The sequence below is a fragment of the Urbifossiella limnaea genome (assembly GCF_007747215.1).
Taxonomy (GTDB): Bacteria; Planctomycetota; Planctomycetia; order Gemmatales; family Gemmataceae; genus Urbifossiella; species Urbifossiella limnaea.
This window is the reverse complement of sequence record NZ_CP036273.1, coordinates 3,578,148-3,591,474: the sequence shown is the minus strand read 5'-3', so window position 1 is coordinate 3,591,474 and position 13,327 is coordinate 3,578,148. Positions and strand designations below refer to the sequence as shown.

General features: G+C 69.4%; 10 protein-coding genes and 1 tRNA gene. 6 read left to right on the top strand and 5 right to left on the bottom strand.

The window, feature by feature from the left end; genetic code table 11:
* The first annotated feature begins 13 nt into the window (after positions 1 to 13).
* Positions 14 to 1,300, top strand: coding sequence for an MFS transporter (locus tag ETAA1_RS14750; RefSeq protein WP_145239639.1), 1,287 nt, complete (start codon positions 14 to 16; stop codon positions 1,298 to 1,300).
* A gap of 18 nt (positions 1,301 to 1,318) precedes the next feature.
* Here ETAA1_RS14750 and ETAA1_RS14745 read toward each other — a convergent pair whose 3' ends face one another.
* Entirely contained in the window at positions 1,319 to 3,370 is a 2,052-nt protein-coding gene (locus ETAA1_RS14745; RefSeq protein ID WP_145239635.1) for a peptidylprolyl isomerase, read from the bottom strand.
* A gap of 311 nt (positions 3,371 to 3,681) precedes the next feature.
* Positions 3,682 to 3,858: a hypothetical protein gene (locus ETAA1_RS31945; protein ID WP_202920904.1), complete on the bottom strand. Its 177-nt coding sequence runs from the start codon at positions 3,856 to 3,858 to the stop codon at positions 3,682 to 3,684.
* A gap of 109 nt (positions 3,859 to 3,967) precedes the next feature.
* Between ETAA1_RS31945 and ETAA1_RS14740 the strand changes: the two genes are divergently transcribed.
* The gene (locus ETAA1_RS14740; RefSeq protein WP_145239632.1) at positions 3,968 to 5,365 is read left to right on the top strand and encodes an undecaprenyl-phosphate glucose phosphotransferase; all 1,398 of its coding nucleotides are present in this window, start codon (positions 3,968 to 3,970) and stop codon (positions 5,363 to 5,365) included.
* A gap of 21 nt (positions 5,366 to 5,386) precedes the next feature.
* Here ETAA1_RS14740 and ETAA1_RS14735 read toward each other — a convergent pair whose 3' ends face one another.
* From ETAA1_RS14735 to ETAA1_RS14725, 3 genes are all read right to left on the bottom strand, one after another.
* The gene (locus tag ETAA1_RS14735; protein WP_145239628.1) at positions 5,387 to 6,262 is read right to left on the bottom strand and encodes a sugar phosphate isomerase/epimerase family protein; all 876 of its coding nucleotides are present in this window, start codon (positions 6,260 to 6,262) and stop codon (positions 5,387 to 5,389) included.
* Between the two features lie 86 nt (positions 6,263 to 6,348).
* Complete coding sequence (locus ETAA1_RS14730; protein ID WP_145239625.1) at positions 6,349 to 8,607, bottom strand: hypothetical protein; 2,259 nt, start codon at positions 8,605 to 8,607, stop codon at positions 6,349 to 6,351.
* Between the two features lie 35 nt (positions 8,608 to 8,642).
* Entirely contained in the window at positions 8,643 to 10,133 is a 1,491-nt protein-coding gene (locus tag ETAA1_RS14725; protein WP_145239622.1) for a hypothetical protein, read from the bottom strand.
* Positions 10,134 to 10,303: 170 nt separating this feature from the next.
* Between ETAA1_RS14725 and ETAA1_RS14720 the strand changes: the two genes are divergently transcribed.
* From ETAA1_RS14720 to ETAA1_RS14705, 4 genes are all read left to right on the top strand, one after another.
* Positions 10,304 to 10,377 (top strand) — tRNA-Pro (locus ETAA1_RS14720).
* A 115-nt stretch (positions 10,378 to 10,492) separates the two neighbouring features.
* Positions 10,493 to 11,707, top strand: coding sequence for a tyrosine-type recombinase/integrase (locus tag ETAA1_RS14715; RefSeq protein ID WP_145239619.1), 1,215 nt, complete (start codon positions 10,493 to 10,495; stop codon positions 11,705 to 11,707).
* Positions 11,708 to 11,806: 99 nt separating this feature from the next.
* On the top strand, positions 11,807 to 12,796 hold the full coding sequence (locus ETAA1_RS14710) for a hypothetical protein (RefSeq protein ID WP_145239616.1): 990 nt from the start codon (positions 11,807 to 11,809) through the stop codon (positions 12,794 to 12,796).
* A 177-nt stretch (positions 12,797 to 12,973) separates the two neighbouring features.
* A complete protein-coding gene (locus ETAA1_RS14705; RefSeq protein WP_202920903.1) occupies positions 12,974 to 13,282 on the top strand; it encodes a DUF1580 domain-containing protein in 309 nt (102 codons plus the stop codon).
* The last annotated feature ends 45 nt before the right edge of the window (positions 13,283 to 13,327 follow it).

Genomic DNA, 13,327 nt, shown 5'->3' with positions numbered 1-13,327 from the left:
CGGCGAGCCGCCCATGTCTTCGGAACCGAGCCAAGCCCCCGCGTCGCCGTGGCGGTGGTGGGTGTGCGGGCTCCTGTTCCTGGCGACAACGCTGAACTATATGGACCGCGTGGGCCTCAACCAGATGGCCCCCCGCATCCAGTCCGCCCTGACGATCGACGACTTCGAGTACAGCCTGCTGGAGAGCGGCTTCTCGTTCGCGTTCGCGGCCGGGGCACTGCTGTTCGGCTTCATCGTGGACCGCGTCAACGTCCGCTGGGTGTACCCCCTGGCGGTGCTCGGCTGGTCGGCGGCCGGCGTGCTGACGGGGTACGCCAGCGGCTTCGCGTGGCTGTTCGGCTGCCGCGTCGCGCTGGGGCTGTTCGAGGCCGGCAACTGGCCGTGCGGCATCCGCACCACCAAGGCGGTGCTCCGCACCGACGAGCGCTCGTTCGGCAACTCGCTGTTCCAGAGCGGAACCGCGGTCGGGGCCGTGTGCACGCCGCCGCTCGTGCTCGCACTGCTCCAGTGGGCCGACGCCAACGGCACCGCCGACAGCTGGCGGTTGCCGTTCCTGGTCATCGGCTACATGGGCATCGGCTGGGTGGTACTGTGGTTCGTCACCGTTCCCGGCCGACTGATCGCGTCGGCCGGCGGCCGGCAGGAGGGCGGCGGGCGCTACACCGACGTGTTCCGCGACCGCCGCTTCTGGGCACTCCTGGGCATGGTCGTCACGGTGAACATCGCCTGGCACTCGTACCGGCCGTGGCTGCCCAAGTACCTCATGCAGGTCCGAGGGCTCACCGAATTCGAGATGACCAAGCTGACCACCGTGTACTACCTCGTGGCCGACGTCGGCTCGTGGACGGTCGGCCTGCTGACGCTCCTGCTCATGCGCCGCTTCCGCGTCGCCGGCCACAACGCCCGGCTGATTGCCTACGCCGGCTGCGGCGGGCTCACGGCCGTGTCGCTGGCGGTGCCCTTCGTCCCGACGGGCTGGGTGTTCACGGGCCTCGTGCTGATCTACGCCTTCGCGGCGCTGGGGCTGTTCCCGACGTACTTCGCCATGAGTCAGGAGCTGTCCGCGGCCCACCAGGGGAAGGTGACCGGCACGCTCGGCGCCGGGGCGCACCTCACGCTGTCGCTGGTCGTGTTCCCGATCCAGGGGTGGGTCGTCAAGAACACCGGGTCCTACGACGGCGTTCTCGCCGTTGCAGGGCTGTTCCCGATGCTCGGGTTCGCGCTGATGGTGGTGCTGTGGCCGCCGGAACGGAACGCGGGAGGCCCGCCCGGCGCGCCGGGCGGGCCTCCGCACGAGTGACGGCGGCCGGCGCTCGCGTCAGACGTTGAAGAGCGAGTTGATGTCGATGCCGTTGCTGCCGGACGACGCGGTCGATGCCGGCTTCGACGGGTCGATAAACTTCGACGGGTCGAACGGCGCGCCCGGCGTGCCCTCCGGTGACCCGAACGGCGTCACGAGAATCGGCCGAGCCGCGGTGGAACTCGGGCGATCGCCCACGTCCACGAGAATCCCCTTGCGGTCGGTCGCGTCGCCGGCCAGGAACTTGCCAACGAACGCCGCCGTGCCCGCGTTGTAGATCGACACCTCCGGACCGGCGCCCGGCCCCATCGAGGTCACGATCATCTGCCCGCGGCCGGCGAAAACGTCGCCCAGTTCCACGTCCACGCCGCCGCGCAGGTTGTCGTCGCCGGCGAAGAAGTTCAGCAGTTCCACGCCGCGCTTGAAGTCCAGCAGCGTCACCCGCGGGCCGCCCGAGTCGCCGGCGCCGACGATGACCTGGTCGTACCCCAGGTTCTGGGCGTCGCCGACCTGCACGTACAACCCGCCGCGGAAGCTGTTCTCGAACACCGTCGCCGTGCGGATCAGCGCCCCGGTCTGAGAGTTCAGCACCACGATCATGCTGGCCCCGCCGAACGCCGGCACGGCCACCACGTCCTCGACGCCGTCGCCGTTCACGTCGCCGGTCGCCACGCGCACGCCGCCGGTGAACCCGTCGAACACCGTGGTGCTGTACCGCACCGAGCCGTCGCTGTTCCGCACCGTTACGGTCCCGGGCGTGCCCGCCGCCGAGCCGGTCACCGTAAACGGCCCCGTCGGGTCGGTCGGGTCCGTCGGCGTGGTCGGGGCCGCCGTCACCGTCAGCCGCACCACCTGCGTGTCGTAGTTGGCGTAGGGGTCGGTGCCGCCGGCGTTGTCCGGCTGGCTGGTGGCGCGGACGCCGACCTTGAACTCGATCGTCCCGGTGAACCCGGCGTTCGGCGTGATCGTCACCTTGCCGGTGGCGCTGTCCACCGTCACCGTGGCGTTGGGGATCGTGTTCGTGGTGCCGGTGAAGGCCAGCGACCGCACCGCGATCGTCGTGGGCACCCCGCTCACGATCGTCACCGGAACGGTGAACGACACGGGCGTGCCGGCGGTCGTCGTCTGGTCCGGAATCGGGGTGGTGATGAACGGCTTGGTCGTCGTCACCGGGTTGGGCACGCCCTGCACCGCGAACGTCTGCTGCGTCGGGCTGGTGCCGTCGTTCGCGGTCACGGTCACGTTCGCCGTGCCGGTGAACCCGGCCGTCGGCGTCAGCTTGATGACGGCGTTCTTGGTGTCGGTGAACACCGCGGCCGAGTTGATCGTGAGGTTCGTCGTGGGCGTGCTGCCGCTCTTCGGCGTGTCCCGCATCTTCAGCAGCGTGTCGAACCCGTCGGTGACGATGCCGAAGATGGTGTGGTTGAAGTTCAGGAACTGAATCTGGTCCGACAGCGGGCGGTTCAGGTCAGTGAAGAAGAACTGCGCGTCGTTGCCGTCGTCGCCGGCGTTCGCCGCGGCCACGAGGCCGTTGCTGACGAACCGCACGTCCGCCCGGTACTCGTCGCGCAGGTCCGGCAGCGCCGAGCCGCCCGAGCCGTCGCCGTTCGGCGAGCCGCCCTGGATGATCACGTTGTCGCCGCCGGCGCCGAGCAGGTCGGTGACGCGGTGGAAAATCTTGCCGTTGTAGTAGCCCGAGTTAATCAGGTCGATGACCCGCTGGGTCAGCAGCGGGGCCACGTCCTCGAACAGGCGGATCGTGACGCTGCCGCTGAACGGCGCGCCGGTCGAGTCCACGCCCGAGACGTCGAACCGGACGCTGCGGCCGCCGGTCAGCACGGCGGCCTGCACGCTGGCGTTGTCGGTGGAGACGGTGGTTGTCACCGCCCCGGCAGGGACGCTGGTGACGTTCACCGGCAGGAAGACCGGCACGTCGTTCGGGATCTGCGGCTGTGAGATCGTGCCGAGCGTCACGGCCGGCACTTCACGCGCCTCGAGCGCCTCGAAGCCGGTGAGGCCGCAGCGGGTGTTACGGGACGGAGACGGGGCGCGGAACAAGCGGCGGAGCACCGTCTAACCTCCTGGCTGCGGCGTCGGGTGGCGTCGGACTGGGCCGGGCACCGGGCGCATCCTGATACGGGAGCTTACCCCAAAGTGCCTCATCCTGTAGACGGGCCGGCCGGTCGAAAGGTCGCAGTGGTTGCGAAAATAACCCGCCAAGCCGCCTCGACCGGCACAGCCGGTGGCCCGCAGATCGGGTCACGGCTCCCCTACACCCGTCGCAATCAGCAACGCGCCCGTAAGACGGACCAGGCTCGTAACGTGAGCCAAACCAGTGTCTCGCCGCAAGGCACGGCAGCGCAAGCAGATCGGTGCGAAAGTCAGCCGGGGGGTTGCTTCGCGGCCTCGGCCTGAACGTACTCCTTGAAGCCGGCCATGTTGTACGAAATGAACAGAAAGGCATGGTGGAGCGCCTGATACGTCTCGTCTTCGGGGTCGTCGGCGTAATCCTTCCGAAGGGCGTACAGGCGGGCGAGCAGCTGGTCGGCGGTCAACACGGGTCGGCTCCGGAAGCAGGGTGACCGGGGCATTCTAGCCGGATTGACACCCCCCGCCGGGGGTGATACTGTCCCGCCACCGCACGGACCGCGGGACGCACAGAAGAAGATGACTAACCGCACCAGTCAGCCGCTCGTTGCGTGGTTCGTGCTCGGCGACCTGGCCCTGACCGCCACCGCCTGGCTCGTCGCCTACTTCGTCCGCTTCCGCACCGACCTCATTCCGATCCTTCACCCCGTGCCCGAGTTCGGGCAGTACGTTGCCAACCTGCCGCTCGTCGCACTCATCGCGGTCGTCAGCTATCGCCTCACGGGGATGTACGAAGTCCACCGCATGCGCCGCTTCCGCGAGGAGCTCGTGGCGGTGGCCCGCGGCGTCGGTCTGATGGCCCTGGCCGTCATGGCTACCAGTTTCGTCCGCCACGCCCAGTACGAGTCGCGGGCCGTCATGGTGCTGTTCGCCACCGGCGGCTTCTTCGCCATTGTGGGGTTGCGGCGGGCGTCGTGGCAGGTCGTGCGCGGGCTCCGGCGGCGCGGCTTGAACCAGAGTCACGCACTCATCGTGGGCACGGGCCGGCTGGCGCGCCGCACGTCGCGGACGCTGCGGCACCTGAACTGGACCGGCATCCGCACCGTCGGCCACGTCGAGGACGACCCCGGCCGCATCCCGACCGACCTCCCCGTCGTCGGGCGGATCGAGGAGCTGCCGGAGTTGGTGCAAAAGCACCACATCGAGCACGTGTTCATCGCGCTGCCGCTGAACCGCTACCCCGACGCCCGCCGCGTGTTCGCCGCCCTGTCCGAGACCGTCGTGGACGTGCGGCTCATCGCCGACGTGCCGGCCCTGGCCGGGTTCGGACTGACGACCACAAGCCTGCACGGGATGACGGTGATCGGCCTCCGCGAGAGCCCGCACCACGGCCTGAACGTCGTGGTGAAGCGCGTCATGGACGTGGTGTTAGCGACGACGGCACTGATCGTGCTCGCCCCGTTCCTGGCCCTGGTCGCGCTCCTCGTGAAGGCGACGAGCCCGGGCCCGGTGCTATACCGGCAGGAGCGCTGCGGGCTGAACGGGCGGTCGTTCCACATGCTGAAGTTCCGCAGCATGCGCGTCGACGCCGAGGCCGGCGGCGCGCAAATGACCGGTACGAACGACCCGCGCAAGACGCGCCTCGGCAGTATTCTCCGGGCGACGAACATCGACGAGCTACCGCAGCTGTTCAACGTGTTGATGGGCGACATGAGCCTGGTTGGGCCGCGGCCGGAACGGCCGGTGTTCGTGAGCAAGTTCCGGAAGTCGATTCCGAACTACATGGCCCGCCACGCGGTGAAGGCCGGTATGACCGGGTGGGCCCAGGTGAACGGCTGGCGCGGCAACTCGTCGCTCCGCAAGCGGGTGCAGTTCGACCTGTACTACATCACCCACTGGAACCCGCTGTTCGACGTGCGGATCATGTTCCTGACGGTGTGGCGGATGGTGTTCGCCAAGCAGAAGCACGCCTACTGAACCGCCGCTCGCGGCGGACCATCACGCCCGCGTCAGCTCCTCCCACAGCTTCTTGTAGCCCTTCAGAAACTCCACCCCCGCGGCAACCTCGTAGCTGCGGCCGACCTCGATCAGCGTGTACCGGTCGTAGTTCATCGCGGCAAGCCGGCGGAACAGGTCGCGGTACGGGTAGGTGCCGCGGCGGTCGTTCTCCAGGTCGTTGATGTGGCACGACTTCACCCACGGCCGTAGCAGCTCGAAGTTCGCCCCGATCGCCTTCTGGTCGTCCAGGTCGGAGGCGTTCGAGTTCCACGTCACGCCGACCGCCGGGCTGCTGCACGCGTCCATGATCGCCTTCATGTTCCGCGGCACCGCCGTCACCGCGCCGTGCACCTCCACCCAAATTTCGACGCCGGCGTCGGCCGCGGCCCGGCCGCACTCGGTAAGCGCCCGGCCGATCTGCTCGAACGTGCGGGCCGGGTCGCCGCCGGGCGGGACGCCGTTCGGGCGGACCTTCACGCCGCGGCCGCCCAAATCCTTTACCAACTCGACGAACCGCTTGCAATCCTCGACGTTCCGCCGCACCACGGCCGGGTCCGCGGCGTGGAACTCGCACACGCTGCCGCACCCCCAGAAGGCGACGCCGCTGTCGGCGAACTGCCGCCGCACGTCGCGGCGGGCGTCGGCTGTCAAGGCGGGCTCGACGCCGTGTCGGTGTGTGGTGCGGCACTCGACGCCGGCGATGCCGACCTCACGGCACACGCGGAGCACGGTCGTCAGGTCCCAGTTCGCCGCGACGTTGTAGGTGACCAGGCCGAGCTTGAAGCGAGGCCCGGCGGGCTGCGCGACGAGAGCCGGGGCGGCGGCGGCAGCGGAGCCGGCGGCGAGGAACGAACGCCGGGTGAGGTTCGGGTGCATGGCGGGCTCGGGAGAGGGGTGAAACGCGAGCGCCGCTCGTGGCGTGGCGACCCGCGGGTCGCCACGCCGCGAGCGGGCGGGACCACTCAGTTCCGCGACGACGGCGGCCCCGGCTGGGGCATCCCGCCGCCGGGCATCCCGGGCATCCCGGTCGGCTGGTTGGCCGACGGCGGCGGCGGAGCGTGCAGCGTCAGGTCCTCGCCGGTCTGCCGCTGCGAGGCGACACCGGTGAACCAGTCCGCCGCGAACTGGTTCACCGACACCTTTCCGGCCTCGGACCCGGTCGTCAGGTTGAACGCCCGGAGGAAGACGTCCCAGTTCGTGACCCCGTCGAACGGCATGTCGCGCGGCAGTTTGCCGAGCTCCTCGAAGTAGCGGCGCAGCTCGGCGGGGTGGTTGGTGGCCAGGTGGTGGTACAACGCCCACGACGTGCTGCGGGCCTTGTTCACCAGGAACTCCTGCCGGCGGCGGGCGTAGCTGACCGGGTCCTCGGCGGCGGGCGCTCCGGTCGCCCCGGCCGCCGTCGGGCCGGACCCCATCGGGCTCAGCGGCGGCGGCCCGGACGCACTCGACCCCGGCCCCGGCGACGAACTCGACCCGGGGCGCGGCCCCGCGCCCACACCCGCGCCCGGGAAGCCGCCGCCGGCCACCGGGCCGGCTCCCGCCGGCGGGTCCTTCGGCTTCGGCAGCTTCGGGTCGTCGGCGTCCAGCTTGGCGCTGACGGCCGCGAAGTAGGCGTCGGTCACGACGTTCTTGAGCACCACGGCCGGGTCCGCCGGCAGCACCTTCTTCGCCTGGAAGTCGCGGAACAGCTTCTGCTGCGCGAAGTTCGGCGCCCCGTACCCGGGAGCCAGCCCCACCGTGGCAATGACCTTGTCCTCCGGCCCGTCGGTGAACACGGCCCCGCGCGGGCGGTGGAAGAACTCCGCCGACCCGTGAGCCAGCCACATCGGGCTGCTGACGTGCTTCGGCATCAGGCCGGTGGCGTAGAAGAGTTGCCGGCAGCCCTCGCGGGTCACCGCGGCCAGCTCGGTGTCGTGCTGGTTGTAGGCGTCGGCCATCGCCCAGGTCATCATCCGCGCCACGTCGGCGGCCTTCATCCCCTCCTTGCCGCGGCCGTCGTCGTTGAGCTTCACGATGGGGCTGTCCGGCGTGTAGGTCTCGGGGTGGAGGAGCCGGTCGCGCTGGACGCCGCGGGCGTAGTTGCTGTTCACCTGCCGCTGGAACGTCAGGCCGACCTCGTCCAGCCGCTCGGGCGACAGCACGAGCACGTCGTGGTCAGGGGAGTAGAACCCGTCGGCGATGATGCTCGGCACGTCGAGCGCCTCGCGGAGCCGGCGGACCTCCGTCGCCGACCCGGCCAGGATGACCGGCAGTTGCTTCTCCGGCAGCGGGAGGCCGACGCCGCGGGCGGCGTGCCACAGATAGAAGGCGCGGAAGTTCGCCTCCAGTTGTTCCGACCGCCGCTGCACTTCGACGGCACGGGTACCGCCGGTCGTCACGACGTGGTAGTGGCTGCTGGGCGTGTTCTGGAGGTCGTTGAACCCGACCCCGAGCCGCTCCTTCCAGTCCGGCCCGTCGCCCGAGTGGAGGACGCGGGCGCGGAGCTTGCCCTGCAGCGGGCCGTAGGCGGCGGCGAACCGCTCGACCGCCGGCGTGTTCGTCCCCTTCTTGTCCTTAACGTCCTTGACGGCGGCCAGCAACTCGTCGGCCATCTTCTCGGCGTCGTCGACGAGGCCGACCTCCAGGGCTTCGGACAGGACGTTGAGGAGCTTCTGCGTATCGTCCTTGGTGCGCTGCCACTCCTTGTGCCGGTCGCGGACCAGGCTCGTGTACGTCTTGGTGGTGGCGGGCTTCCCGGCGGGCTCGGCGTAAAGTTGAACCTGCGTGCTGTCCACGAGCAGGTTAGTGGAGCCGAACGGGTGGTGGAGGATGATCGGCCAGCGCGGGTTGAACGTCGAGCTTTCCTTGAGGGCGGGGTAGAACAGCCCGGCCTGCCCGTTCTTGACCTCGGGCGACTTCGTCACCGGGATGACGACGAAGATCGACCGCGTGGGGTCCTGCGGACTGGAGCCGGCGTCGGCCAAGCCCGTCGGCCCGCCGGACGAGCTACCGGGCGCCGGCGGCGGCCCCATCGGCCCGCCGCGGGTGGGGCCGGCCGAACTCGACCCGGGACCGGGTTGCGGCATCGGCATGCCGCCGGTCGGACCGCTACTGGAGCCAGGGGCGCCTCCGGCCCCGCCGCCGCCGCCGCCCTCCAGGATAATGCGGACGACGAAATAGCCGGCGTCGGCGTGGGCCACGACGAGCGTGGCGGCGAGCACGGCGAACAGGAACCGCCTCATCGCGTCGTCTCCGAACGGGGGTGAATCGGGCGGCGTTACGGGTACTGCACCGGCAGGGCCGGGCTGCCCGCGCCGCCGAACGGCCGCGGGGTGATGTCCTTCGACTTCCGCAACACGTCGCGCTGGAACGTTTGCAGCCCGGTGAGGTTCACCGTGCCGGTGGCCGAGCCGAGCGGCGTGATCACGTTGTCGGCGACGGCCTTGGCCACGTCCTTCGCCGAGGCGGGAACGAGCTCCGGCCGGATGACCGGCTGGGCCGGATTCCAGTTCACGTCGAACAGCCCCTGCCAGGTCTTCAGCCCCTCGTCGAGCCGCTGGGCCGTCCCCCGCCACGGCAGCGCCTTGCTCGCCGGGTCGGTCGAGCGCGGACCAACCCAGGTGATGACGCCGGTGGCGATGACGTCGGCCATCGGGGCGGCGTACTGCTTGGCCGCGGCCCCGCCGCGCGGCGGGGCCATGTTCAGGATGCCGAGCACCGCCTCGCCCGCGTCGTTGGCGTCGCCGATCTGATTCTTGGGGGCCGCGACGACGTCCACCTTCTCGCCGCTGACGCTGAACGTCTCCACGGTCAACTTGTTCAACGCGACGAGGGCCAGGGTGTGAGCGGGGTAGAGGGTTTTCCCCTTCTCCGAATCGAACTCGGCGAACCGGACCTGCCCCAGCGCCCGGACGGCCTGCCGGCGGATGAACTGGTGTACGGGCACCTGGTCGGGCGGCAGCACCTTGCGGACGGCGCCCTTCCCGTCCGGAACGTCGATCAGCGGCAGGATCGCCTCCGGCTTCAACACGCAGTTCTGTACCGCGGTGACAAGGGCGCCGACGGTCTTGGCGTCGGCCGCGTGGCGGCGGGAGCGGTAGTCGTTGATGTCGTAGGCGGCGAGGAGGTTGCCGGCGGCCTGGAGGGCGTAGTACCGGACCTCGGGGTCCATGTTCGGGGCGGTGAGCAGTTCCGTCACGGTCGGCCAGTGGGCGCTGGCCCCCGAGCGGCAGGCGGCGGCGAGCATCCGGGCGGCGCCGACGCGGACGACGCGCTCGTTGGACTGCTTCACCACACCTCCGAGCGCCTTGTCGAGGGCCGCGCCGAACTCGCGGATGTACTCCGCCTCCTTGGCGATCATCTCGGTGTCGCGGGCCGTGGCAGTCGAGAGGTTCGGCTGGCCGGGCGTCGGGTGGAGCGGCACGACCGGGCTGGGGACGATGAGGTGGCGGTAGATTTCGTTGAGGAGTCCGTCCACAGTGAGCGGCGCGTTGGGCGGCGGCGGTTCGGAGCGGAAGTCTTGCGGGGCGGTGTGGGTGACGGGGTTGGCGACGTACTCGGCGTGATACTTGGCAAACACCTCGAACGCGGTCTTGGCCTTGGCAACCTCGCCCTTGAGGACACCGCCCTGCGACTTGAAGGTGGCAACCTCCAGGTACTGGCCGGTTTTCTGGGGCAGGTTGGCGGCCTTGGGCGGCTGTGCGGGCGAGTCGCCGACGGCCGCAACGAACACGACCAGAGCGGCGAAGGAGGCGCGGACGGGTGCCATCGGAACCCCTGCGACGGACGTGGAGTGTGGAATTCAGGCTAACCCCCGCACGGACGGGATTCAAGTGCCGGCCGTGGGTCCAGATACAACGCGATTTGTCGGCTGGCGTTGACAACGCCGAGCGGATCGATAGTATTCCCCCACGCACCCACCGGCCCGGCCGCGGGTGACGGGCTGTAGCTCAGCTTGGTAGAGCGCTTGGTTCGGGACCAAGAGGTCGCAGGTTCGAATCCTGTCAGCCCGACTGAAGTAAGTCCTTTGGCCGAACGCACTTCGCGTACCTCCCCCTTCCGGGGAGAGCGGCCCGAAAGCTGGTCCGATCCAGTACCGTACTGGATTCACCCGCCTCGGGGTCCGCCATGTCCGTCCGCATCCCCACCTACCGTTACCACAAGGCCCGCGCCTGCGCCGTCGTGACCATCCGCGGTCGCGACCACTACCTCGGCCTTTTTAACTCACCCGAGAGCCGCGAGGCCTACCACCGCCTCGTCGCCGAGTTTCTGGCCGAGAAGGCCCGCCCCGCAGCTACCTCCACCTCCGATCCGCACCCCTTCACCGTCGTCGAACTGGTCGCGCAGTACATCCGGTTCGCGACCGGTTACTACCAGAAGGACGACCGACCCACCGGGGAGATGTACCCGCTGAAGCGGGCCCTCGCCCTCCTCCGCCGGCTGTACGGCCGCACCCCGGCCGCCGAGTTCACCCCGGCGAAACTCAAGGCCGTCCGCGAGGCCATGCTCGTCGAGCCCGTCACCCGCCGCGTCAAGGTCGTCGACCCGGCCACGGGGACAACCCGGGTCGAGGACAAGGTGATCCAGGTCGGGTGGTCGCGACGGGTCGTGAACAAGCAGGTGGGTCGCATCAAGCGCGTGTTCGGGTGGGCCGTCGCCCAGGAACTCGTCCCGCCGGCCGTGGCCAGCGCCCTCGGTCACGTCGACGGCCTGAAGCGGGGCCGGTCGGCGGCGCGGGAGAAGCCGCGGGTGGGGTCGGTCGACGCCGCGGTCGTCGACAAGACCCTCCCCCACCTGCCGCCGGTGGTCAAGGTGATGGCCACCGTTCAGCGGCTGACCGGATGCCGGCCGCAGGAGGTGGTGCTGATGCGGGCCGAGGAGGTCGACACCGGCGGCCCGGTCTGGGAGTACCGGCCGGGGCGGTACAAGACGGAACACCACAACCCCGACGCCGACCCCGACCGCGCCCGGGTCGTCTACCTCGGCCCACTGGCGCAGGCGGCGCTGGCGCCATTCCTGGGGGCCGGCGGAACGGAGTTCGTTTTTAGCCCGGCGCGGTCCGAGAAACTGCGGCGCGGACCGAATAGCAAGACACGTCGGGTGTACAACGACCGCTACACGGTCCATGCCTACCGGCAGGCGGTGGTTCGAGCCTGCAAGCAGGCCGGGGTGCGGCCGTGGACGCCGAACCAACTTCGGCACCTGCGCCTCACGGAACTCCGCCGAGGGTACGGCCTGGAAGCCAGCCGGGTGTGTGGCGGGCACCGCGAGGTCGGGGTCACGCAGGTGTACGCCGAACGAGATCACGACCTCGCCCGTCGCGTGATGGCCGAGGCCGGCTGACAGCTTCGACCGGGAAGCTCAGCGGTCCATCGCCGGCGATTCGTTGTACTCCATCTTGACCCTTAACCCCTGACCAGGGGACAAACGAGCGAGAAGTGTATGAACAACACCGCCGACAGCTCGCTGCTCCACCGCCGCTGGCTCCAGTGGGACTACTTCCGGATGGGGATGATCTACGCCAAGTACGTTCCCCCGGAAGAGCTCCGGCGGTACCCACCACCCGTCCCTCAGGATCCGGTGGTTGTGAAAGTCCTCGGGGAGGTGCAATACCTCCGTGGGTGTGACACCGTCGTGCGATTGCGCACCCTCTCCGCGCCCCCAGTCAGCCCCCCCGCGGACTTGGGTCCGTACTGCGACCCGCAGAACGGCTTCCAGGAATGGCACGCGTTGGGGTTCGCACTGATGACCTGGCTCATCTCCGCCCGTGAGCGCGTCGCGGCCCGTGCCGCGGCGGTGACTGGGCTACTGACCGGACAGCCCCCACAGCCCGGCAGCCGGGACCCGATCTACGACTACGTGGCGTTCCCCTTGCCCGATGATGTGCTCACAGCTGCCGATGCTGTCGCCGCGTGGGAGCCGACAGCCCCGCAGGAAAGCCTCCCGACCATCCGTCTCCTGACGAGGGCGGCAGCCGGTCACCGGAACGGCGACCCTCTGGAGAAGGTCTGGGAGGCGATCGGGTTGACGTACGCGGGCCGGGCGTCCGGCTTCGCCCCTAACCTCGACCGCCTGATGGTGATGTACCACCTCAGCGAAGCGGTGGAGCGCGACATCCGATTCGCGGCGCTGGGTCGGACCCCAATCCCGTACTGGGACCGCGACAAGGGGGAGCTGTACCTCCACCACCGGCCAGTTCTCGAGCTCGAGGTGGCCAAGTGTGACGGCGCCCTGGTCTTGCTCGACGGGTTCGAGAATGCCGGCTGGCCCAAACGGCTCACGTTCGGGTCCGGCGTTGACACCCAGAACCTTCGGCAGCAGGCGTCGCAGTTAAACGCGAAGATGAGGAACAAATCGGGTGTCAAGTTCGGTGTGAATCACCGGAAAAAGGGGGGGGACGGGATCCACATCACCTGGGAGCTGAACTTCTGACAGGGCGCCGAGACAGAATCTAATCAACCCCCGACAAGTCACCGATCCCATCCCGTCCACGAGCCCGGCTTCGGCCGGGCTCTATTCGTTTACAGTCGCCGAATAGGTCGGACCCGCTCGGTCTGGTGTGATCCATCTTGATCGGCGCTTCTGCCGAGCAGTTGGAGGCATACGTTCGTGGACCAGCTCAAGTTCGTTAAGTTGACCGATCCGCTCATCCCGTGGCGTCAAATCCCACGCGCTGTCAACCCGCAGGCTCCGCCGCACATCTCGGCGGTCGCCCGCTGGGCGCTCACCGGGGTCGGGTCGCCGCGGGTCAAGCTCGAAACCGTGAAGATCGGCGGCCGCCGGTACACCACGGCCGCAGCGATCGAAGCGTTCATCTTGGCGACCTCCGGCTGCCCCCTTCCCGCGGCCAACACCCCCCCCGCCGTGATGGTGGCCGTGCTGCAGGCCGAGCACGAGCTGGACGCCCAGGGTGTGTAGTATCGCGCTTTTCCGATTGGACGAACACCCCCATTACGCCCGACA